Here is a 22,080-nt window from a genome sequence, read left to right as displayed (position 1 = left end):
CTCCAGAATTAAGAAATTGTGTATTCAATTCTTTGGCGGTTCGGCGCGGCTTTATAATTATTTAAGTGGTCCGATTTCATGGCGTAAATATACCATTTTATTTAGTTACATAACCCAGAATGTTAGTTATATAAGTTTTACGTTTGGAAATGATATTTGATGCTCATTGCCAGAATAGGCGCTCCGCTAAGTTTTAACCAAGACTTGACAAAAATCAACTTTTTCCTTACATTTAAAACAAATGTAGTACTATCATAAAGATAAAAGCCTCTAACCCGCCTCATTTTGCTCGATTTTTCGCGTTTCGATAGTTTGTAGCGTTTAATCCACAGCAGACAGAAAGTTAAATAAAAAGCAAAAGATAAAAATTAAAAAACAGTGCATATTTTTTATTGATCTAGATCAAAGGAGATATTTTAATTAATCGCATCTTAGCTGCATTCAATTGATAATTCGCGTATCGAATTTGCAAAGCAAAGTTTCATCAAAGAACAAAATTTAAATTGTCACGACTCATCTGCTGCACGCATGTTGAAACCAAAAGAACAGTGTGTTCGTGACAATCAATCGCATTCTTCCTAACTTGCAGACAAAACTATGAACACACAAACAACCCAGAGTGCCTCCCCCGTAGTGCCTCCTGCGGCGCCGGGGAAAAAGAATCGCCTGATTATGTTGTGCCTGCCGATCATTGTGGCGGTGCTGTTGCTGCTGGTCCCGACCCCTGCCGGGCTGGAACCTTACGCATGGCACTTCTTTGCTATCTTCGTTGGCGTGATTGTCGGGCTGATCTTTGAGCCGCTGCCCGGTGCCGTTATCGGCCTGACTGGCGTGGTGGTGATAGCGCTGTTCAGCCAGTGGGTGCTGTTCAGCCCGGCCGAGCTGGCGGATCCCAAGTTCAAAACCGCCGCGCAGTCGTTCAAATGGGCAGTGAGTGGCTTCGGCAACTCCACCGTCTGGCTGATCTTCGGTGCCTTTATGTTTGCCGCCGGCTACGATAAAACCCAGTTCGGACGCCGCCTGGCGCTGATTCTGGTGAAGTATCTCGGCCGTCGCAGCCTGACGCTCGGTTACGCCATCACCTTCGCTGACCTGTTACTGGCACCGTTTACGCCTTCTAACACCGCGCGCAGCGGCGGTACCATCTACCCGATCATCGCCAACCTGCCGCCGCTGTACGGTTCAAAACCGAATGACCCGAGCGCACGTAAGATTGGTTCTTACCTGATGTGGGTGGCTATCACCGCCGCCTGTATCACCAGTTCAATGTTCCTCTCTGCACTGGCACCGAACCTGCTGGCGCTGGCGCTGGTAAAAAGCGTGGTGGGCTTCGAAATCTCCTGGGGTATGTGGTTCCTCGCCTTCCTGCCGCTCGGCGTGCTGTTGATTCTCACCATGCCGCTGCTGGCCTACTGGCTCTATCCGCCGGAAGTGAAGGTTAATGACGAAGTGCCACGTTGGGCGACCGCTGAACTGGCGAAGCTCGGCAAGCTGTCACGCAACGAAATCCTGCTGCTGGTGTTTGTGGTCTCAGCACTGATGATGTGGATCTTCGCTGCCGCATGGATTGAGCCAGCAATGGCCGCCCTGCTGGTTATCGTGCTGATGCTGTGGACCGGTGTACTCAACTGGAACGATATCACCAGCAACAAAGCGGCATGGAATACCTTTGCCTGGTTCGCCACGCTGGTCGCCCTGGCAGATGGTCTGGCGCGTGTGGGCTTTATCGCCTGGCTGGGTAAAGAAGGTGCGCAGCTGCTGCACGGTTATGACCCACAAGTCTCGGCGGTGGTGTTGCTGGTGGCCTTCTACTTACTGCACTACCTGTTCGCCAGTACCACTGCGCACACCACTGCGCTGTTGCCTGCGATGCTGACCATCGCCGCCTCGATTCCGGGCATCAACATGCCAGTGTTCTGTCTGATGATGTGTGTGTCCTTAGGTGTGATGGGTATCATCACCCCGTACGGCACCGGCCCAAGCCCGATTTATTACGGTAGCGGCTACCTGCCAACCAAAGATTACTGGCGTCTCGGTACCATCTTTGGTGCCATCTTCCTGATTGCTCTGATGGTTATCGCCTACCCATGGATGGTGATGATGTTCTGATGATGTTGCTCCGATGTTAAAATCGGAGCCGCGCAGTACCGTGAAAGTGTTATGATGCTCGCCAGTCAGCCCTTGCGGAGGGCTGGCGAGAGAAAATCTAAAAACAGATCGCCTAATTTGTCACCTGCCACTCTGACAGGCGACACGAAGCTAAGTGAGCCAACATGTCGAACAAACCCTTCTATTATCAGAATCCCTTTCCTCTCGCCAAAGATGATACCGAATACTATCTGCTGAGCCGCGATTACGTCTCAGTAGCCAACTTCGATGGCGAAGAGGTGTTGAAAGTCGATCCGAAAGCCCTGACGCTGCTGGCGAAGCAGGCATTCCATGATGCTTCATTCATGCTGCGCGCCTCGCATCAGGCGCAGGTTGCTGCGATTCTGGCGGATGACGAAGCCAGCAAGAACGACAAATACGTTGCCCTGCAGTTCCTGCGTAACTCGGAAATCGCCGCCAAAGGCGTGCTGCCGACCTGCCAGGACACCGGCACGGCGATCATCATGGGCAAAAAAGGCCAGCGCGTCTGGACCGGTGGTGGCGATGAAGCCGCGCTGTCACAAGGCGTTTATAACACCTTTATTGAAGACAACCTGCGTTACTCGCAGAACGCCGCGCTGGATATGTACAAAGAGGTCAATACCGGCACCAACCTGCCGGCGCAGATCGATCTCTACAGCGTGGATGGCGACGAGTACAAATTCCTGTGCATCGCCAAAGGCGGCGGTTCTGCCAACAAAACCTATCTTTATCAGGAAACCAAAGCACTGATTACCCCGGCCAAGCTGAAGAACTACCTGGTCGATAAAATGATGTCGCTCGGTACCGCAGCCTGCCCGCCATACCATATCGCGTTTGTGATTGGCGGCACCTCAGCAGAGAGCACGCTGAAAACCGTCAAGCTGGCATCAACCCACTACTACGATTCGCTGCCGACCGAAGGTAACGAACACGGTCAGGCATTCCGTGACGTGGCATTGGAGCAGGAACTGCTGAAAGCCTCACAAGAGCTGGGCCTCGGCGCACAGTTCGGCGGTAAATACTTCGCCCACGATATTCGCGTGGTGCGTCTGCCACGTCATGGCGCGTCTTGCCCGGTGGGCATGGGTGTGTCCTGCTCGGCTGACCGTAATATCAAAGCCAAAATCAACCGCGAAGGCATCTGGATCGAGAAACTGGAAGATAACCCAGGCCGCTATATCCCGGAAGAACTGCGTCAGCAGGGCGAAGGCGAAGTGGTGAATGTCGATCTTAACCGCCCGATGAGTGACATTCTGGCGCAGCTGTCATCCTATCCCGTGGCAACCCGCCTGTCGCTGAACGGCACCATTATCGTGGCGCGTGATATTGCCCACGCCAAGCTGAAAGAGCGTATTGATAACGGCGAAGGTTTGCCGCAGTACATCAAAGATCATCCGGTGTATTACGCAGGCCCGGCGAAAACCCCGGAAGGTTATGCCTCCGGTTCACTTGGCCCAACCACCGCGGGTCGTATGGACTCCTACGTTGACCTGCTGCAGGAACACGGCGGCAGCATGGTGATGCTGGCAAAAGGCAACCGCAGCAAACAGGTGACTAATGCCTGCCATAAACACGGCGGCTTCTATCTCGGCAGCATCGGCGGCCCGGCAGCGGTGCTGGCGCAGCAGAGTATTAAGAGTCTGGAGTGCGTGGAATATGCGGAACTGGGAATGGAAGCCATCTGGAAGATTGAAGTGGAGAACTTCCCGGCGTTTATCCTGGTGGATGACAAAGGCAACGACTTCTTCCAGCAGATCCACAATCAGTGTTCTGCCTGCGTGAAGTAAGGCTTTAAGCCGTGCTAAAACTAAAAATCCGCGGCTTATGGCTGCGGATTTTTTTATGGGGTGAGCACTGCGCGATGCTTACATCGCACCGAGTTGTACGTCTAACAGCATATCGGCATCATCATCGTTTTGACCAATCACGTAGATGGCCTGACGTCCCGGCAGATTCACCGTGATGATGTGCTGATCATCGGCATCCAGCACGTCATCGTGCTGTTCCTGAAACTTATGCAATGTGTTCATGTTTTTCCTTAAAATGGTGCGCGACTTTACTTTCCCTACACTCTTATATCGACAAGACCAGGCTCAAATGTAGCGGAATATTCTGCTTTCGTGATGCAGGCACTCTGTCACGGCCAAATGACAGTCTGATTAAAGAAGTAACGCACATTTCTTACTGTGAGGATGTCAGTGCCGGACAACCCGGTAGCGCCGAATAACGGATGCAATCCGCTGTCACCGCCTTCTCACTGTGCGGTGTCCCATCCGGTGCCCAGCGGTAATCCACCATGTAGGCGCGATACACCGTGTTGCCACTGTAGTGATCGCGCGGCATCGCTTTGCCGTAAAACGGACTGACGTACTCCCAGACAATCGCGCCCTGCGGTGTCACCTGGAACAGGCGGCCGCTCTGCCCTTCGTTGATCAAGGTATTGCCATTCGGCAGGCGCTGCGCATTGCTGATATAGGCACTGTAGAAGGTGGAGATCGCTTGTCCTGATTTCTCGCCGGTGTACTCCCAGACGATTTGTTTGGTCTGCGGGTTCACTTCAATGACGCGTGAAGCGGAGAAGAATCCTTGCCGCGTGGGCGGGAATCCGGCGTTGCCCTGATTATCAAAAATCAGAATATTGCCAGCCCCCGGTAAGCCCGGTCCGATCATGTGCACATCGTGCTCGCCAATCAGTTGATCCAGTGGACGCGGCAGCGGGGTATCCAGCTTCAGCGCTGGATAATCAGGCCCGATGCGCCACACCACTTTGCCCGTCTGCCGATCGACAATCACGGCCACGTTGCCGTTGCGCGAGTTAAACAGAATGTTGTCAGGGGCAAAGCGCTGATCGCCTTTATCAAACCACGGATTTGGCCCCAGCGGTGCCGCCGTGTTCATATGCAAAAAGTCAGCGTCCTGGCTGTCACGGATCATCGCCAGTTGCGCGTCAGAAAAACCCAGCTCAATGAGGTGATCGGCCACCGACCAGCTCCATAGCTTCTCTCCCTGCGGCGACACCTCCTCCAGCGTATTATCGATGATGCGATAGTTGTAGCCGGGCAGCTGGCGCAGTGCCGCGCCCAGCACCAGGGTGTTGCCATCTGCCAGGCGCTGGATTTCATGGTGTTGGTGCACCGGCTGCTGCTGACTGCCGTATTGCCACTGCACCGCACCGTTCCAGTCCACTTCCGCCACGCTGGCATTCACCATGCCGTTGCCGGGGCTGGCTTCCTTATCGAGATCTTTCTGACGCTCCAGCTGTACCAGCAGATGCCCCCGCTGGCCGTTGACGCGATCAGTGGGAATTGGCCAGCTCGGGAATCCTTCATAGGCCCAGCGATGCACTTCCTGCCCGGTCATATCAATTAAATGGGTTTGGTTATCGCTGCCGGGGATCACCACATAACCGTTCCAGGCACGCGCGGGATCGTAATACGTCACGCCCGTAGGAAACGCACTGGGAATGGCCGATGCACCAAATGAGAGGGACAACAGGCAGACAGACAACGTTGCCGCGATACGCATGATTCACCATCCTGACTAAGGGAGAAAGAAAACGCCCTTATAGGGTAGATGCGAATGGCGGCAGGATTAGTCCGAATGAGGCATGTGGGAGAAAAGGCAGCGGCATGAACCGCTGCCTGAGTGCTTAGAAGAAGCCCAGCGGTTGCGTGCTGTAGCTCACCAGCAGGTTTTTGGTTTGCTGGTAGTGATCGAGCATCATTTTATGGGTTTCACGACCAATCCCGGATTTTTTATAGCCACCGAACGCCGCATGTGCCGGATAGAGGTGATAACAGTTGGTCCAGACACGACCCGCTTTAATCGCGCGCCCCATGCGATAGGCGCGGTTGATGTCGCGGGTCCATACACCTGCGCCCAGCCCGTAGATTGAGTCATTGGCGATGGCGAGCGCTTCCGCTTCATCTTTGAAGGTTAGCACACCGACTACCGGTCCAAAGATCTCCTCCTGGAACACGCGCATGCTGTTGTCACCTTTCAGCAGCGTTGGCTGAATGTAGTAGCCGCTATCGAACGCTTCACCAATCTTCTCTACACCGCCGCCGTGCAGCACCTGTGCACCCTCTTTCTGCGCGATTTCCAGATAAGAGAGGATTTTGTCGAACTGCTGTTGCGACGCCTGCGCGCCAATCATGGTTTCGGTATCCAGCGGATCGCCGCGTTTGATGGTTTTAATACGTTTCATGACGGCCGCCATAAACGGCTCAAAGATCGACTCTTGCACCAGCGCGCGTGACGGACAGGTACAGACTTCGCCCTGATTCAGGAAACCGAGCACCACGCCTTCTGCCGCTTTCTCGATAAAGCTCTCTTCCGCATCCATGATGTCTTCAAAGAAGATGTTCGGTGATTTACCGCCCAGCTCAACGGTGGACGGGATCAGGCTTTTCGCCGCCAGCTCGAGGATATGTCCACCGGTGGCGGTGGAACCGGTAAAGGCGATTTTGGCGATGCCTGGATGTGACGCCAGCGCTTCACCGGCTTCTTTACCGTAACCGTGCACCACGTTGATGACACCCGGTGGCACCAGATCTTTGATCACTTCCATAAACAGGGTGATCGACAAGGGCGTCTGCTCAGCCGGTTTCAACACCACGCAGTTACCCGCTCCGAGCGCCGGAGCCAGCTTCCACGCCGCCATTAACAGCGGAAAGTTCCACGGGATGATTTGCCCGACCACGCCCAGCGGTTCGTGGAAGTGATAAGCGGCGGTGAATTCATCGATTTCTGCTGCGGTACCTTCTTGCGCACGCACGCAGCCCGCGAAGTAGCGGAAGTGGTCTACCGCCAGCGGGAGGTCAGCGGCCAGGGTTTCACGTACCGGCTTGCCATTATCCCAGGTTTCGTTGACCGCGATGTATTCCAGCTTCTCTTCCAGTCGATCGGCGATTTTCAGCAGCACCAGCGAACGTGCCTGCGGGGAGGTTTTGCCCCAGGCATCCGCTGCGGCCTGTGCTGCCGCCACCGCATTATCGATATCGGCCTTATCAGAACGCGGGAACTCGCCGATGGTAGAACCGTTAATCGGGGTGGTGTTGACGAAGTAATTACCGTTCACCGGCGCAACGAATTCGCCGTTGATAAAGTTGCCATAACGCGATTGCAGAGTGATGAGAGAACCTTGTTCTCCCGGAGCAGCGTAACGCATGGTGTTTCTCCTTGCGGACAGAGTGGCGAATAACAACTATGAAACCTGTTATTAACATTGATCGATCAATGTCAGCCTGTCAGATCGCAGAGCGGGAAACTGTGACCGCACCGAAGGAAAATTCCGGGAATGAGGGTTTGAGATTTAGGCGTGATGATCCTGCACGTCAGTCTCAGCATTGATTAAACGTTACGCTCTTGCCCGCCGCAGATGGCGGGAGTCTATTGCGCCAATTCACAGCCAGGTTATCAGCTTTACATCTCTCCAATTTCTTCCTCGCTTCGTTGCGGAAAATTCCGAGTTTTGCCGCATATGCAGCGAAAAGCGAAACAAACGCAATGAATTTGGTCAATATGAAACAGGATACTCATCAGGAGAAAGAGATGTTGGCTTCAGCCCTGACGTTAATGCGCGCCAAAGCGAACTTTGTTCAGCAATTTATTCGAAACCCGCGCAAGATGGGCAGCATCACGCCCTCCTCTGCTGCGCTGTGCCGCACCATGTGCGATGCCGCCAACTGGGATCACAGCCTGCGTATCGCCGAACTCGGTGCCGGTGACGGCGTGTTAACCCGTCATATTCTGGACAGAATGTCGCCGCAGGCTCAATTGGATGTGTTCGAGATCAGTCCAGATTTAGTGAAGAGTTTGCGCGCGTGGAGCGATCCGCGCATGCAGGTGCGTGCGTGCTCAGCCGAGTACTTGTCGGGTGAATACGATGTGATCTTTTCCGGCCTGCCGCTGCTGTCGCTGCCGCCGGAAACGCGCGAAGCGATTCTGAGCGCTGTGCACGATGTATTGGGCCCGCGCGGTGTATTTATCCAGTTTCAATACACCTCATTGACCCAACCTACTCTGTCACGTTACTTCACCTGGCAGCGCCAGCGGGTGCTGAAAAATATGCCGCCCGCCTGGGTTTATCGCTGCACACGCCATTACGCGCCCTGAGCCTGCACGCGCGGCTGCGGCCGCGTTTGCTGCCAGAATCTTTGGAGCAACTCACGTGACCAATCCTCACCGGCGACCTGCGCGCCATCATCACTCACGCCTTCCGGTAAGCAGGTGGTCATGATTTCGCGGGTAAACTCCGGGTGGAACTGCACCGACAGCGCCTGCGGGGAATAACGTAAAATCTGGCAGCCATCCAGCTCGGAACGTGCCAATACTTCAGCCTGCGACGGCGGCGTAATCACCGACTGGCGATGTGACAACCACGCCTGGAATTCACCTGGCAACGTCGCTAACCAGGGATCATCACTGGCAGTGTGGGTCAGGGTTTTCAAGCCGCGCTCCCAGCCGTTCGGGTTATCACCCACTTTGCCGCCCAGCGCATACGCCATCAGCTGATGACCGTAACAGACGCCCAGCAGCGGCAGCTCCGCTTCCAGCGCGCCACGAATCCATGCCGCCGTGCGTTCGCTCCAGTCGGCGTGGTCGGTGACCATCGCCCAGGAGCCGCTGAGAATCGCGCCGCTGACGCGATCAAACGCCGGCAGCTCTTCGCCAAGATGCGGACGGACAATCACATAGTCTTCCGGCTGCAGTTGCAGCGCATCAATAAACCAGACGGGTTGTTCACCAATTTGCGCCACAACCTGCGGTGGCGGCACTTCGAGTTGAATCAGAGCAAGGGGTAACGCGCGGGTGTGTGTCATTCCGAATTCATTCCTTAACGGAGTCAGCTTTCGGACATCCACTTTGACAGGAAATCAGTGACCTGTCTTATTTTTTTCCTGCATAAGCTCATGCCATAGCGAAAAATATTTTTGCACAATGTCACAGAAATGCACGGCTTCGTGCCATGATTAACCGGTGATTACCCCCTTTCATGTGAAGGATGACATTGTGGCAGTGCGGCATTTCTTTATGGTTCTGATGGTGGTCTCCATCTGGGCTTTCAATAACGTGGCAGTGAAGTGGGGATTGCTGGAACTTCCGCCGCTGTTCCTCACCTGGATGCGCTTTGTGGTGGTGGCGATTGTACTGGTGCCGTTCTGCCGCATTACGCGCGAACAGCTGCCATGGCTGCTCACCCTTGCCTTCACCTTTGGCTTTATGCACTTCTCGCTGCTGTTTGTCGGCATGCGCTTTACCGATGCCGGCACCGGTGCGATTGTGGTGCAGCTTGGTACGCCGATTGCCATGTTGCTGGCAATGCTGGTGCTAAAAGAGAAGCTGACGCTGGTACAGCTGTTTGGTATTGCGATCTCTTTAAGTGGCGTGGCGGTGCTCTCCGGCAGCCCCACGATTCCGGCGTGGTGGGTCTTATGCATCTTGTTGTGCAGCGCCTTTGGCTGGGCCATCAGCAATATGATCGTGAAGAAATCGCCGCCGATAAAACCGCTGACGCTCACCGGTTGGATCTCCTTCCTCGCCGTGCCGATTGTCGGTGCTGCTTCCTGGCTCACCGAATCGCACCAGTTACACGCCTTAAGTCATGCGGGCTGGCGCGGCTGGTTTGGTATTCTTTACAGCGCGCTGGCTTCCTCGATTGTGGCTTATACCCTGTGGTATTCGTTGCTGAAAAAGTACAACGTCAACTTAATCATGCCTTACTCGCTGCTCACGCCCGTGCTGGCCGTGTTGATGGGCGTATTTGTGCTGGGCGATAGCATGAACAGCTTCAAAATTCTCGGGGCGTCTCTGGTAGTGCTCGGTACCGCCATTGCGGTGATCAACCTGCGTAATCTGCGCATGCACGCGCGCTTTCCTCGCCTGCGCCGCCGTTAAATTCTCTCTGCTATGCTTGAGTCTCGCGCGTTTTCCGGAGACTCAATATGGATACTCAATCTGCTGCCGCGTTATGGCAGCAACTGTGGCAAGGATTGCGTGGCGCGGAACCCCTTCCCGCGCTCAGCTTTCTCCAGCCCGATACCTTTTCTTCCGCGTTTGCCGTCAGTGAACTGGCCGCCACCAGCATCGGGTTGGCAAGCCAGGCAGTGAGCGATTTACTCGGGCAATCGGCCCCGGTTAGCGTCAATGTAAGGCTCGCCTCTCGCTGGTTTCAGCACAGCCTCACGCCGTTAAATCGTCCACCCGCCGCGCTCTGGGATCCCTTTGCAGGCGATTACGCCACCGCCGATGGCTGGATCCGTCTGCACACCAACGCTCCGCATCATCGCGCCGCCATGGAGCAGGTGCTGGGCCAACACGCCGACCGCGCCGCATTAGCGCAGCGGGTGTCTCAGTGGCAAGCGGCCGCGCTGGAGCAGGCCGTGATTGAGGCTGGCGGCTGTGCTGCGCAGATGCGCAGTGAGCAACAGTGGTTGCAGCACCCGCAAGGGCTGGCCGTCAGCAGTGAAGCGCTGATCGCCCAACAGGCCACGGGGGATGCCCCCACGCCCGGCTGGCAACTGCCGCCTGCTCGTCCGCTGCTCGGCGTGCGTGTGCTGGATCTGACGCGCATTATCGCCGGGCCGGTCGCCACGCGTTTTCTCGCCAGCCTTGGCGCGCAGGTTTTACGTATCGATCCTTACGGCTGGGAAGAGCCAACATTGGAGGAGGAGATCACCTGCGGCAAACGCTGCGCACGGCTCGATCTCAAATCCAGAGCGGGCGTTGAGCAGCTGCGCGATCTGATCAAACACGCTGATGTGCTGGTGCATGGTTATCGCGCGGATGCGCTGGAAAAGCTGGGGCTGGATGCCGAGTCACGGCGCAAACTGTCGCCCGGATTGGTGGATGTCAGTCTCAATGCGTGGGGCTGGGGCGGACCATGGCGCAATCGTCGCGGCTTTGACAGTCTGGTGCAGATGGGATGCGGCATTGCCGAACAGGGCATGGTCTGGCGTGGTAACATCAAACCGACACCGCTGCCGGTGCAGGCGCTCGATCACGCCACTGGCTATATGATGGCCGCCGCTGTGCTGGAAGGGATGCGTCAACGTCGGGAAAATCACGTTGGCTGGCAGGCACGCCTATCGCTGGCGCGCACCGCCAGGCTATTGCAACAGTTTGGCGCGTCACCGCAACAGCCGCAGCATGGCATTACCGCGCAGCACGACGATGCCCTGCCGACAGTTGAGATCAATACGTGGGGGATTGCCGAAAGGTTGCGTGCCGCTGCATACCTGCCCGGCACGCCGATGATCTGCGCCACGCCGGGCGTCAAGCTCGGCAGCAGCGCAGCCAGCTGGTAATCAGGCTTCTTCGTCGTTGCCTTCGTTCAGCTCGTCGTACATTGCCTGAATAGCTTCACGGCTCAGCGCGGCCAGCGTGCGGTAGAACGCGCTGGTCGCGTGGGCTTCCACTTTGCCGAGGAACGCGCCGCACCACGGCAGCAGATAGTCGTCGAACAGCGCTAATTGCGCAGCAAACTCATCCTCCGCGGACTGATCTTCCAGCCACGAGGCCGCCAGCAGCAGTACGCCAAAATGGTCGGCTGGCGCGTCGCTTAACGGCATGCCACGTGAAGAGAGAAACGCACGCACATCCGCTTCTTGCGGGCCGTTTGGCCATTGTGAGGCGTAAGGCGGTACGCTGCATTCGCTGCCGACGAACAGTGCGTTGTAATCCGCCGCCAGGGCCTGCGGATCGCTATTCTGCTGCAGACGTGTTAACAGTTCATCCTGCTCCAGCGGCCACTGAGCCTTCAGTTTGCCTTCACGCAGCATGGTGAAGAGCGGCACCAGCAATGGATCTTGTGGCTGGCGGTTGAACAGCGAGCCGATGACGCGGCAGAGAATGGAAAACTCATTCATGCAACAGAATTCCTTGAGGCTAAAAGTTAAAAGTCCGCAAATTCAGCAATGTGCTTACCGGTTCGCTGTTCGAGGAAGTCGAGCAGGCGGCGCGGCGTGACATTTAACACGCGATCCTCGGGAAAATCCACTTCGCGTGTGATGCGGATGCAGTGTTCGAAATGACCAAGGGTAAAGGCGGTGTGAGAGTCTGAACCGAACGCCAGACGCCCGCCGGCATCACGCACTGCTTCAGCGATGGCGCGACAGTTGGGTTCACTGCCCGGACGCGAATGGGTAAAGGAGGAGTTATTGATCTCCAGCGCCACATCATAATGCGCGGCCGCTTCGGCAATGGCGCGGATATCCACCGGGAATTTCGGGTTGCCCGGGTGCGAAATAATATGCACCAGCCCGCCCGCCATCGCGGCAATCATCGCTTCCGTGTGATGCGCTTTATCACGCGGTGCGTACACCGGCTCATGGAAACCGGCCACAATCAGATCCAGCGCATCCAGCATCGGGCCGCTGCAGTCAATTTCACCCTGCTGATTTTTGATGTTGGCTTCAATACCACGCAAAACGCCTACGCCATCAATCACGCGTGGCCAGATACGCATATTAACGAAGTGCCAGTAGTGCGGCGCATCCGCCATATCCGGGCCGTGATCGGTGATAGCAAACAGCTTCAGGCCATTCTGCTTCGCCTGCACCACATAGTCATGCAGTGTGCTGTATGCGTGGGTACTGGCAACGGTGTGCATATGCAAATCGACGGGATACATCCTCTTCTCCTGACTCAATGTGAATTAATAACCGCGCTGGCGATCAACTAAACCACCCGGCTGATCCCCTTGCTCCAGAGCAAGTATGGCACCGGCAATGAAATCCATCGCCTCGCCGGGCAACGTGATAGCCGCAGTATGTGGCGTCAATGTGACATGTGGATGAGACCAGAGCGGGTGATCCGCCGGCAGTGGCTCGGTCTGGAACACGTCCAGCGCCGCGCCCGCCAGTTGCCCGCTGTTCAGCGCCGCCAGCAGATCGGCTTCCACCACGTGCGCGCCACGCGCCAGATTGAGGAAAAAGGCACCCTGCGGTAACACGCGCAGCAACTTTTCATCGATCAGGTTGGTGGTTTCCGGCGTGGTGGGCAACAGATCGATCAGCACCTGAGTGCCATCGAGAAATGCATCCAGCTGATCGCGACCGTGGAAGGTTTGCACGCCCTCAATCTGCTTAGCCGAGCGGCTCCAGCAGCGCAGCGGGAAGCCCCACTGGCGCAAACTTTCCAGCACGCTACTGCCCAACACGCCCGCACCGAGCACGCCGATGGTAAAGTCAGAGCGCTCCGCTGTGTCGAGTGGCTGCCAGTTTGCCTGTTGCTGCTGCTGACGATAGTCGGCAAAACGGCGGAACCAGCCCAGCACGCACCAGTTGGCGTATTCCTGCATCTGTCGCGCCATGCCGGTATCTTCGAGACGGAACAGCGGCACGTCATCGGCTAACATTTCCGGATGGGCGCGCAGTTGCTTAAGAATTTCGTCCACGCCCGCGCCCATGGCAAACACACCTTTCAATGGACGACCAGCCAGCATCTCGGTGGGTGGCGAACGCACGATGGCATAATCCGCCGGATCCGTGTCGCCTGGCTGCCAGTAGCGCACGTTGGCTTGCGGTAAACGCTGACGTAGTCCCGCTAGCCAGCGATCGGGGGCTTGCGACGGGTGATACCAGATGATCTCCATACAGCTCTCCTTTTTTTCCTTCAGCCTCAAGCAAATAGCGCTTCAGGGCAAGCAAAAACCTTAAGGTTAATGCAATTTCTTGCGTGATTAATTCCCGCGGCTTCACATTTCCATGGCCTGAGGCGGCTAAGCGGCGCGTTAGCGACTAAAGTTGTTCGAGTGGTCAATGTGTTAGCGCACCACCTTTTCGGACAAGGAGAAAAAACCGATGATAAAAAATGTCAAATTCACGCCCGCGCGACTGACTTTCTTGCTGAGCGCAGCGCTGCTGGCCAGTGCTAGCGTGGCCCAGGCTGAAGATAACAGCCGTATGATCAGCAGTCAGCCGCAGCCACCCGACATTCGGTTGGGGCCCCTGTTCAACGCCGTGCAGCAGGCAAAATTTTATCCGGATCAGAAAACCTTTGCCGATGCGGTACCGAAGTACAATCCCTCCTCGATACTGGCGGACTGGCAGATGCAAAAGAGCCAGCGCAATTTCGACCTGAAGCATTTCGTTGACGCCAACTTCACCCTGCCCAAAGAGCAGGACAAATATGTTCCGCCTGCGGGGCAAAGCTTACGAGAACACATCAACGGCTTGTGGCCAGTGCTGACGCGATCCACACCGACCGCCAGCCAGTATGATTCCCTGCTGCCGCTGCCGAAACCCTATGTGGTGCCGGGCGGCCGCTTCCGCGAAGTCTATTACTGGGACAGCTACTTCACCATGCTGGGCCTCGCCGAGAGCGGACACTGGGATCGCGTGCAGGATATGGTGGATAACTTCGCCACCGAACTGGATAAATACGGCCATATCCCCAACGGCAACCGCAGTTATTATCTCAGCCGTTCGCAGCCACCGTTCTTTAGCCTGATGGTAGATCTGCTGGCGACCCATAAAGGTGATGATGTCTATCGCCAGTATTTGCCGCAGTTGCAGAAAGAGTACGACTACTGGATGGCGGACAGCGATAAGGTCGCTGCCGGTCAGGCCAGCAAGCGCGTGATCAAACTTAGCGACGGTACCCTACTCAATCGCTATTGGGACGAACGTGATGCACCGCGCACCGAATCCTGGCTCGACGATGTCAACACCGCCAACAAAGCGCCCGATCGCAATAAACAGCAGGTGTATCGCGATCTGCGTGCCGGTGCGGCTTCTGGTTGGGACTTCAGCTCTCGCTGGTTTACCGATGCCCACAATCTGGCCTCGATCCGCACCACCCAACTGGCACCGGTCGATCTCAATAGCCTGATGTTCCATCTGGAGCAGGTATTGTCCAAAGCCTCGAAACTGGCGAATCAGGATGACAAAGCCAAACAGTTCGCGGCAGATGCTGAGAAACGTCAGGCAGCGATTAATCGTTATCTGTGGGATGAGAAACAGGGCTGGTATGCCGACTATGACTGGCAGAAAAAACACATTCATCCGCAGCTGACCGCCGCTACCTTGTTCCCACTCTATATGCAGGTGGCGAGCGAGAAACAGGCGGACCGCACTGCCAAAGCGGTGGAGAAACAGCTGTTGAAACCTGGCGGTTTGGTGACCACCACCGTGAACAATGGTCAGCAATGGGATGCACCAAATGGCTGGGCGCCTCTGCAATGGGTGGCGGTGGAAGGTCTGGAACATTACAAGCAACCCAAGCTGGCACAGGAAATTGGTCAGCGCTTCCTGCAGAACGTGCAGGCCACTTACGATAAAGAGCACAAGCTGGTTGAAAAGTATGTGGTGGAAGGCGCGCAACTGGGCGGCGGTGGCGGCGGTGAATATCCGTTGCAGGACGGTTTCGGCTGGACCAACGGCGTGACGCTCAAACTACTGGATAAATACTGCCCGAAAGATCACACCTGTAATAACGCGAGCGATATCCCGAATATGCCCGCGCTGAGTGCGGGTAAATAACCCTCTCCCTCTACTTTAAAACCGCTGCTACTGCTTTGTTTGTCAAACGGTAGCAGCGCAATCGGTTCGCACTGTCAAAGCTAAGGTGCTCAATGCCATCATCTCAGGCAGGCGATGTCACCATTTAACGCAGCGAAGTCATCACCTCAGGTCTGCAAACCATCGTGCACCGCGACAGAGGGTATGACTGCATCATGAAACCTTTTCTCACATAAAGCCGCGCTCGCTACGCCACCGCTCCTGTTCATTTCCTCACAATCTCTTTCACTCACATTAACAACTTGAAACACACCCCACTAAAAGATAATAATTCTCACTCTTAATTTTAATCGTATTCTCAATTTTCGGCATTGCCGGTTGAGTGCTGCTTTTGTTCTGCTTCCCGTTAAAGGATTTCCAATGACGCTTTTTACCCTTAATCGTACCCGCGTGCTCTGTGGACTGGCTCTGGCCCTCCCTGCTGCAACCTTCGCAGAAGAGTCCATCGTGGTCACCGCGCAACCGCAGGAGAGCGCCAACTCACCGACGCAAGGCTATCTCGCCACCCGCAGCAGCGGCGGCAGTAAAACCGATCAGCCGCTGATCACCACGCCGCAGTCCATCTCAGTGGTGACACGTCAGCAGATGGAAGATCAGGGTGCGCAGGATCTCAATCAGGTACTGAACTACACGCCGGGCGTATTCACCAACTTCGGCGGGGCCGCCACTCGCTATGACACCATTGCGCTGCGTGGTTTCCATGGCGGCGATGTCGATAACACCTTCCTGGATGGCTTGCGCATCATGAGTGATGGCGGCAGCTTCAACATCTTGCAGGTAGATAACTGGTTCCTCGATCGCGTTGATGTGATCAAAGGCCCCTCCTCCGCACTTTACGGCCAGACCGTACCAGGCGGATTAGTCAATCAGGTGAGCAAGCGGCCGCAGTTTGCTGAAGAGGGCCATTTCCGCCTGTCGACCGGCACCAACGCCACCAACAGCGCCGCCTTTGACTACACCAATGCGATTAACGATCAGTGGGCTTTCCGTCTCACCGGCATCACGCGTAACAGCGATACGCAATACGATCACACCCGTGAAGAAAAATATGCGATTTCGCCACAGCTGCTGTGGCAACCCAGCGAAGACACCAGTCTGATGCTGCGTGCCTATCTGCAAAAAGATCCATCCGGCGGTTATCACGGTTCCGTGCCCGCTGAAGGCACGCTTTATAGCCATAATGGCCGCAAGCTGAGTGATGGATTCTATGAGGGCGACAGCGCGCTGGATCAGTTCAAGCGCCACGAGCAGATCTACAGCTACGACTTCTCGCACCGCTTCAATGAAGTGTGGTCTGTATACTCCACCGCCAGCTATAGCCACGCCAATGTCGATCTCGATCAGGTGTATCAGATTGGCTGGGATGCCGCTAACCCGGACCTGCTGACCCGCTACTACTCCGGTGAACGTTCCTCGCTCAGCGCATGGGCCAACGATAACCGTCTGCAGGCCGATTTTGCCACCGGCGCGCTGCAGCATCGGGTGATCCTCGGTGCCGAATACCACCGTTATAAGAATGATTTGAGTAAAGCCAGTGGCTATGCGAGTTCATTAAACCCCTGGACGGGCGAAGCGGTCGGCAGCATGCCGGATTACAGCTGGACCGAACAAACGCGTCGCTATTATCAGACCGGACTCTACTTGCAGGATGAAATGCAGCTCGACCGCTGGCATCTGGATCTCTCTGGTCGTTACGATCGCATCGTCTCCAATAATGGCACCAGCCGTCGCCAGGATGACCACGTCAGCGGCCGTGCTGCGCTGCTGTATGCGTTCGACAGCGGTATTTCACCTTACGTCAGCTGGAGCCAGGCGATTACCCCGGCTTCTTTGACCGACCCAGACGGCAATCAGCTGAAGCCAACCACTTCCGAGCAGTATGAAGCCGGTGTGAAATACCAGCCGGTGGGCACGCGCGATATGTACTCCATCGCGCTGTACGATTTGACGCAGAACGATGTGGCGAACCGCAACGTGGTAGACAGCACCTTTACTCCGTCCGGCAAAGTGCATTCGCAGGGCATTGAGCTGGAAGCCCGCAACCAGCTGACGCCGCGACTCAGCACCATCGCCGGTTACACGCTGAACCATCTGCGTTTCAAAGATTCCGTTGACGGGAATGATGGCCATACGCCTTACGTCACGCCGAACAGCATGGCGTCATTCTGGGGTCACTATCAGTTTGATTACGGCTTGAGCGCCGGCGCAGGCGTGCGTTATATCGGTAAGCAGTGGGCCGATAACGAAAACACCACACGTTTGCCGTCGGTAACGTTGTTTGATGCTTCCGTACGTGCCGATCTCGGTGCGTGGGATTCACAATTGAAAGGGGCATGGCTGCAGATCAATGCCAATAACCTGACCGACAAAAAGTATCTCGCCGCCTGCTATGGCACCGGCTATTGCTATCGCGGTGCGGAGCGGACCATTACCGCCACCGTGGGTTACGACTTCTAACCGCCATAAAAAAATCCGCATCCCGTTGGGGATGCGGATTTCATTAAATCAGAGTGTATTGCTAGGTACGCACTTTACGGTAGATCCACAGCACCACAATGGCACCAATCACCGCCACCACGAAGCTGCCAAAGTTGAAACCGTCAACCTTGCCGAAGCCAAACAGGGTACTGATCCAGCCGCCAACCACCGCGCCGACAATCCCTAAAACCACAGTGATGATGAATCCGCCGCCATCTTTACCTGGCATGATCCATTTAGCGATGATCCCGGCAATCAAACCAAAAATAATCCATGAAAGAATACCCATTTACTGCTCCTTACGTTATGAATCAAGGTGTTCACTGCGATTAGTATAGCCGGATATTTTTAATCTGCTTGATGAACATCACAGTAAATAGATAGTTAGCAGGCTAAAGCTTTTTGTCAGAACGTCGATAACAATTCGATAGCCGTGTCACCCGTGATAATAACAATCGGATAAGTGGAGCAGGATGTGAAAGACGCCGATAACGAACAATATCTCAAACGAGGCACCCTTGCTGTTTTAAACGTAATGAAGGATTTGTTGCGTTTCCAGACCCCATTAATGGTCAGTTTTTCGCGCGGTCAATTTATCAGCCGCATGCTGGATGCCGATGAAGATCGCGTGATCTTCGACCTCGGCAGTAATGCACTGGATAACGATTTAGCGCTGCAGGGCGGTGAAGTGAATATCGCGGCAGAAACCCAGGGTGCCAAAGTGGAGTTTGGCTTGATCAAACTGGAGCGCACCGAGTTTGAGGGCTTACCGGCGTTTACTGCCCCGCTGCCTGAGCTGCTGTGGCAGATTCAGCGTCGTGAGTTTTTCCGTGTTTCAGCTCCGATGGAACCGGTGTTTTACTGCCATACGCAGTGGCCGGATGGCAGTAAAGCGCGCTTCCGTTTACAAGATCTCTCTCTCGGTGGCGCAGGTGTCTTGCTGGACGAAAGCTTGCCAGAGGGTCTGAACCGCGGTGATACCTTTAAAAACCTTCGCGTGGAATTGGGCGAATACGGTCATTTTGAGGTCACCGCACAGCTGCTGCACATTGGCGAGCGCAGCATGGTCACCAGCAAGAATGAAACTCGCACAACTCCTCGTCTCAGCTTCCGTTTTACCGCCATTGAGCCCGTACAGGAACGCCAGCTACAGCAAGTGATCTTTGCGCTGGAACGTCTGGCCCGCGACAAAGCGAATCGCTTCCAGTAAATCCCTGCTGGCGCCACAAAAGGCGCCCGCCAGGCTATCCTTTCCTTGCTTTCACTTTTTATCGCCTCCCAGCAAGGAGAATCTCCCCAATGGAAAACTGGCTTTCTGCCCATCGTTTACAACTCATTTTTCTCAATCAAACCTTCTGGATAAACAGCGCCATCATCGTCTTCGGTACCTTGATGATGTATTGGCTATTACGCACCCTCATCCGCTTTGTATCCAACCGTATTGCGCACTACAGCGAGCAGCGGAATCACCGCGTCACCACACTGTTGGTGGAAATTCTGCGCAGTACCAGCCAGCCTTTGCTGCTGATTTTCTCATTACTGATTGCACTGAGGTTTGTCGACCTACCCGCCAGCTGGAGCGTGACGATTGCACACGGCTGGTTCCTGGCCTTTATTCTGCAAATGACCATGTGGATTGACTGTGGCATCCGGCTCTGGCTACAGAGTTTGCTGCGTGATCCATTGCACGTGCGCAATCCGGTGACCACGGTGATCCTCGGCATTCTGCTGCGGGTGGTGGTGTGGGTGATGATGATGTTGGCAATCCTGTCCAACATGGGCATCAATATTACCGCACTGGTTGCCAGCCTCGGCGTCGGCGGCATTGCGATCGCCCTGGCGATTCAGACGGTGTTGAGTGACGTGTTTGCCTCGCTGGCCATTGGTTTTGACAAGCCCTTTGAGCATGGCGATTTTATTGTGTTTGGCGATGTGGCGGGATCAATCGAACACATTGGTCTGAAAACCACCCGGCTGCGCAGCCTGAGCGGGGAACAGATCGTTTGCTCGAACACCATTTTGCTGCAGCAGACCATCCACAATTACAAACGGATGCAGCAGCGTCGCATCGTGTTTAAGTTCGGCATTAATTACGGTACGCCTGCTGAGAAAGTGCGACAAATTGGTAGCATGGTGAAGGAGATCATTCAGGATGTGCCGGATACTCGTTTTGACCGCGCACATTTCCTCGCTTTTGATGAGTCGCAGCTGACATTTGAAGTGGTCTACTTCGTGCTCAGTGCCGAGTACAACAAGTATATGGACATCCAGCAGGAAATTAACCTCCAGCTGATGGCGCAACTGGAGCAGAAGCAGATTCGTTTTGCTTTCCCAATGCGTCGCGTCGAGTTTACGGGGGGTGTATTACCACGGATTAATCTCAGCGATGCCTCCAATGAATCCTCACCACAGACGGCACAACGTTAGTGAGCGATGGTCAGGCGGTTACCCCGCCTGAACGCTAATGCGGTTGATAACGACAACGCGCCACCGCTTCCAGCCAGCCGCGATAATTCTCTTGCATAATGGTCGCGCGATCGCTGCGCGGCTCAATCACGCTGCCCCCCTGCAACGCCTGCATATCACTGCCCTGCTGCCACCAACCTAATGAACGCCCCGCCAGCAGCGCGGCACCCAGGGCGGAGACTTCAGCGGTAGGGGCACGTTTCAGCGGCCGCTGCAACACGTCTGCCTGCAACTGCATCAGCCAACTGTTTTCGGTTGCCGTGCCATCCACACAGAGCGCGGGTAACTGCACACCACTGGCCTGCTCCATAGCGAAGAACACATCGGCAATCTGGAAGGTGATTGATTCCAGCGCCACGCGCGCCAGCACCTCTGGCGTGGCGGCATCGGTAAGGCCACATACCATGCCGCGCGCCTTCAAATCCCACCAGGGCGCGCCCAGGCCTGACAATGCAGGCACGAAATAGATGCCCTGATTATGCTCGCTGCGTTGCGCCATCGCCGTCAGTTCACGCGGATCGCTGATGCCCAGCATGCGTCCCAGCCAGGCCGCGCCCGAACCGGTATGGGTGACGTTACCTTCAAAGGCAAATCGCAGCGTCCCATCGTGCCACGCCACCGTGGTGCTGAGGCCGTTCTCGGTCAGCAAAGGGGTGGCCATTGACATCATCAGCGATGAACCGGTGCCGTAAGTGGCTTTCACCACTTCTTCGCCTGCACTGCGTTGCGCCTGCAGTGCCGCATGGGAATCGCCAATGCGCGACAAAATGGGCGTACCCGCTTTCAGTCCGGCGATGTCCTGTACCGTGACAACACCCTGCGCACTGGCGGAGGGCACAATATGTGGCAGTGCCGCACGCGGGATATGGAATAACGCCAGCAGTTCGTCATCCCAGTCGCCGCTGTGCAAATTGTAGAGTTGGGTGCGGGCCGCATTAGCGTGATCGGTGACAAAACTTTCGCCGCCGCTTAATTGCCAGCTGAGCCAGCAATCCACTGTGCCGATGCAGAGTTCACCGGCTTGTGCACGCGCCAGTCCATCTGGAATCGTCGCCAGCATCCCGGTGAGTTTGCCTGCGGGAAACATGGGATCGACCGCCAGGCCCGTTAAGCCGGTGATGCGTGGCGCTTTGCCCGCCATGCGTAAATCGCGACAAAAGGCTTCCGAGCGACGATCCTGCCAGCTCACCAGCGGCGTCAGCGGTTGCCCGTCGCGGCGCTGCCAGATCAGCACCGACTCGCGCTGGTTGCTGATCGCGACGGCGGCCACCTCTGCCCCGCCGCACTGCGCCAGACAGCTTTCAATCGCCTGTTTCACCGCCTGCCAGATCGCCAGCGGATGCTGCTCGGCCAATCCCGGCTGGGGATGGGCTAGCGTCAGAGGCTGGCTGCCGCGCGCCACCACGTTGCCTGCGCGGTCCACCGCTATGGCTTTCGCGTTAGTGGTACCCTCATCAATTGCCAGTATTAATGGACCCGCCAT

At 55.8% G+C, this 22,080-nt stretch carries 18 protein-coding genes; 9 read left to right on the top strand and 9 right to left on the bottom strand.

Annotated elements, in window-relative coordinates:
* Positions 1-597 precede the first annotated feature (597 nt).
* Together AC1MDE_RS08490 and fumA are read left to right on the top strand one after the other, a co-directional pair.
* Positions 598-2,109, top strand: coding sequence for an anion permease (locus AC1MDE_RS08490; protein WP_034821926.1), 1,512 nt, complete (start codon positions 598-600; stop codon positions 2,107-2,109).
* Positions 2,110-2,273: 164 nt separating this feature from the next.
* The gene (fumA, locus tag AC1MDE_RS08485; protein ID WP_058959690.1) at positions 2,274-3,917 is read left to right on the top strand and encodes a class I fumarate hydratase FumA; all 1,644 of its coding nucleotides are present in this window, start codon (positions 2,274-2,276) and stop codon (positions 3,915-3,917) included.
* A gap of 78 nt (positions 3,918-3,995) precedes the next feature.
* Here fumA and AC1MDE_RS08480 read toward each other — a convergent pair whose 3' ends face one another.
* The 3 genes from AC1MDE_RS08480 to exaC all read right to left on the bottom strand — a co-directional run bounded on the left by AC1MDE_RS08480 (position 3,996) and on the right by exaC (position 7,300).
* Positions 3,996-4,160, bottom strand: a complete 165-nt coding sequence (locus tag AC1MDE_RS08480) for a hypothetical protein (protein ID WP_166931753.1) — start codon at positions 4,158-4,160, stop codon at positions 3,996-3,998.
* 151 nt (positions 4,161-4,311) lie between these two features.
* The gene (locus tag AC1MDE_RS08475) at positions 4,312-5,655 is read right to left on the bottom strand and encodes an aryl-sulfate sulfotransferase (protein WP_479414597.1); all 1,344 of its coding nucleotides are present in this window, start codon (positions 5,653-5,655) and stop codon (positions 4,312-4,314) included.
* A 124-nt stretch (positions 5,656-5,779) separates the two neighbouring features.
* Entirely contained in the window at positions 5,780-7,300 is a 1,521-nt protein-coding gene (gene exaC, locus AC1MDE_RS08470; RefSeq protein WP_160832521.1) for an acetaldehyde dehydrogenase ExaC, read from the bottom strand.
* 383 nt (positions 7,301-7,683) lie between these two features.
* Between exaC and AC1MDE_RS08465 the strand changes: the two genes are divergently transcribed.
* The gene (locus AC1MDE_RS08465; RefSeq protein WP_097119214.1) at positions 7,684-8,247 is read left to right on the top strand and encodes a class I SAM-dependent methyltransferase; all 564 of its coding nucleotides are present in this window, start codon (positions 7,684-7,686) and stop codon (positions 8,245-8,247) included.
* Here AC1MDE_RS08465 and AC1MDE_RS08460 read toward each other — a convergent pair.
* Positions 8,235-8,954, bottom strand: a complete 720-nt coding sequence (locus tag AC1MDE_RS08460) for a glutamine amidotransferase (RefSeq protein ID WP_058959686.1) — start codon at positions 8,952-8,954, stop codon at positions 8,235-8,237. The two genes, AC1MDE_RS08465 and AC1MDE_RS08460, sit on opposite strands and share 13 nt — an antisense overlap.
* A gap of 190 nt (positions 8,955-9,144) precedes the next feature.
* Here AC1MDE_RS08460 and AC1MDE_RS08455 point away from each other — a divergent pair, with 190 nt between their 5' ends.
* Both AC1MDE_RS08455 and AC1MDE_RS08450 read left to right on the top strand, forming a co-directional pair.
* Positions 9,145-10,029, top strand: coding sequence for a DMT family transporter (locus AC1MDE_RS08455; protein ID WP_058959768.1), 885 nt, complete (start codon positions 9,145-9,147; stop codon positions 10,027-10,029).
* A gap of 47 nt (positions 10,030-10,076) precedes the next feature.
* Entirely contained in the window at positions 10,077-11,438 is a 1,362-nt protein-coding gene (locus AC1MDE_RS08450) for a CoA transferase (protein WP_058959685.1), read from the top strand.
* Here AC1MDE_RS08450 and AC1MDE_RS08445 read toward each other — a convergent pair whose 3' ends face one another.
* From AC1MDE_RS08445 to ghrA, 3 genes are read right to left on the bottom strand one after another with little or no spacing between them, the layout of a single operon-like run.
* Entirely contained in the window at positions 11,439-11,999 is a 561-nt protein-coding gene (locus tag AC1MDE_RS08445; RefSeq protein WP_058959684.1) for a TorD/DmsD family molecular chaperone, read from the bottom strand.
* Positions 12,000-12,025: 26 nt separating this feature from the next.
* Positions 12,026-12,763: a phosphatase gene (locus AC1MDE_RS08440; protein WP_034821944.1), complete on the bottom strand. Its 738-nt coding sequence runs from the start codon at positions 12,761-12,763 to the stop codon at positions 12,026-12,028.
* Positions 12,764-12,787: 24 nt separating this feature from the next.
* A complete protein-coding gene (gene ghrA, locus AC1MDE_RS08435) occupies positions 12,788-13,726 on the bottom strand; it encodes a glyoxylate/hydroxypyruvate reductase GhrA (protein WP_479398330.1) in 939 nt (312 codons plus the stop codon).
* 208 nt (positions 13,727-13,934) lie between these two features.
* Between ghrA and treA the strand changes: the two genes are divergently transcribed.
* Positions 13,935-15,614: an alpha,alpha-trehalase TreA gene (gene treA, locus AC1MDE_RS08430; protein ID WP_058959683.1), complete on the top strand. Its 1,680-nt coding sequence runs from the start codon at positions 13,935-13,937 to the stop codon at positions 15,612-15,614.
* A gap of 399 nt (positions 15,615-16,013) precedes the next feature.
* The gene (locus AC1MDE_RS08425; protein WP_480344469.1) at positions 16,014-18,110 is read left to right on the top strand and encodes a TonB-dependent siderophore receptor; all 2,097 of its coding nucleotides are present in this window, start codon (positions 16,014-16,016) and stop codon (positions 18,108-18,110) included.
* A 61-nt stretch (positions 18,111-18,171) separates the two neighbouring features.
* On the opposite strand, the gene AC1MDE_RS08420 is transcribed toward AC1MDE_RS08425, so the two are convergent.
* Positions 18,172-18,420: a GlsB/YeaQ/YmgE family stress response membrane protein gene (locus tag AC1MDE_RS08420; RefSeq protein ID WP_038647498.1), complete on the bottom strand. Its 249-nt coding sequence runs from the start codon at positions 18,418-18,420 to the stop codon at positions 18,172-18,174.
* Positions 18,421-18,606: 186 nt separating this feature from the next.
* On the opposite strand from AC1MDE_RS08420, the gene AC1MDE_RS08415 reads away from it, so the two are divergent.
* Positions 18,607-19,341 carry a flagellar brake protein gene (locus AC1MDE_RS08415; RefSeq protein ID WP_160832514.1) on the top strand — a complete coding sequence of 245 codons (735 nt, stop codon included), beginning with the start codon at positions 18,607-18,609 and terminating at the stop codon, positions 19,339-19,341.
* An 89-nt stretch (positions 19,342-19,430) separates the two neighbouring features.
* A complete protein-coding gene (locus AC1MDE_RS08410; protein ID WP_058959679.1) occupies positions 19,431-20,558 on the top strand; it encodes a mechanosensitive ion channel family protein in 1,128 nt (375 codons plus the stop codon).
* 34 nt (positions 20,559-20,592) lie between these two features.
* Here the strand turns inward: AC1MDE_RS08410 and AC1MDE_RS08405 are convergent, their stop codons facing one another.
* Positions 20,593-22,080 carry an FGGY family carbohydrate kinase gene (locus tag AC1MDE_RS08405; RefSeq protein ID WP_479414599.1) on the bottom strand — a complete coding sequence of 496 codons (1,488 nt, stop codon included), beginning with the start codon at positions 22,078-22,080 and terminating at the stop codon, positions 20,593-20,595.

The organism is Pantoea folii (genome assembly GCF_056678875.1).
This window is presented reverse-complemented; position numbering and strand designations above follow the sequence as displayed.

Excerpts from the sequence above, each read along its gene's own strand:
- AC1MDE_RS08490 (WP_034821926.1), top strand. The coding sequence starts at position 598 with ATGAACACACAAACAACCCAGAGTGCCTCCCCCGTAGTGCCTCCTGCG.
- fumA (WP_058959690.1), top strand. The coding sequence starts at position 2,274 with ATGTCGAACAAACCCTTCTATTATCAGAATCCCTTTCCTCTCGCCAAA.
- AC1MDE_RS08480 (WP_166931753.1), bottom strand. The coding sequence starts at position 4,160 with ATGAACACATTGCATAAGTTTCAGGAACAGCACGATGACGTGCTGGAT.
- AC1MDE_RS08475 (WP_479414597.1), bottom strand. The coding sequence starts at position 5,655 with ATGCGTATCGCGGCAACGTTGTCTGTCTGCCTGTTGTCCCTCTCATTT.
- exaC (WP_160832521.1), bottom strand. The coding sequence starts at position 7,300 with ATGCGTTACGCTGCTCCGGGAGAACAAGGTTCTCTCATCACTCTGCAA.
- AC1MDE_RS08465 (WP_097119214.1), top strand. The coding sequence starts at position 7,684 with ATGTTGGCTTCAGCCCTGACGTTAATGCGCGCCAAAGCGAACTTTGTT.
- AC1MDE_RS08460 (WP_058959686.1), bottom strand. The coding sequence starts at position 8,954 with ATGACACACACCCGCGCGTTACCCCTTGCTCTGATTCAACTCGAAGTG.
- AC1MDE_RS08450 (WP_058959685.1), top strand. The coding sequence starts at position 10,077 with ATGGATACTCAATCTGCTGCCGCGTTATGGCAGCAACTGTGGCAAGGA.
- AC1MDE_RS08445 (WP_058959684.1), bottom strand. The coding sequence starts at position 11,999 with ATGAATGAGTTTTCCATTCTCTGCCGCGTCATCGGCTCGCTGTTCAAC.
- AC1MDE_RS08440 (WP_034821944.1), bottom strand. The coding sequence starts at position 12,763 with ATGTATCCCGTCGATTTGCATATGCACACCGTTGCCAGTACCCACGCA.
- ghrA (WP_479398330.1), bottom strand. The coding sequence starts at position 13,726 with ATGGAGATCATCTGGTATCACCCGTCGCAAGCCCCCGATCGCTGGCTA.
- treA (WP_058959683.1), top strand. The coding sequence starts at position 13,935 with ATGATAAAAAATGTCAAATTCACGCCCGCGCGACTGACTTTCTTGCTG.
- AC1MDE_RS08425 (WP_480344469.1), top strand. The coding sequence starts at position 16,014 with ATGACGCTTTTTACCCTTAATCGTACCCGCGTGCTCTGTGGACTGGCT.
- AC1MDE_RS08420 (WP_038647498.1), bottom strand. The coding sequence starts at position 18,420 with ATGGGTATTCTTTCATGGATTATTTTTGGTTTGATTGCCGGGATCATC.
- AC1MDE_RS08410 (WP_058959679.1), top strand. The coding sequence starts at position 19,431 with ATGGAAAACTGGCTTTCTGCCCATCGTTTACAACTCATTTTTCTCAAT.
- AC1MDE_RS08405 (WP_479414599.1), bottom strand. The coding sequence starts at position 22,080 with ATGGCGGGTCCATTAATACTGGCAATTGATGAGGGTACCACTAACGCG.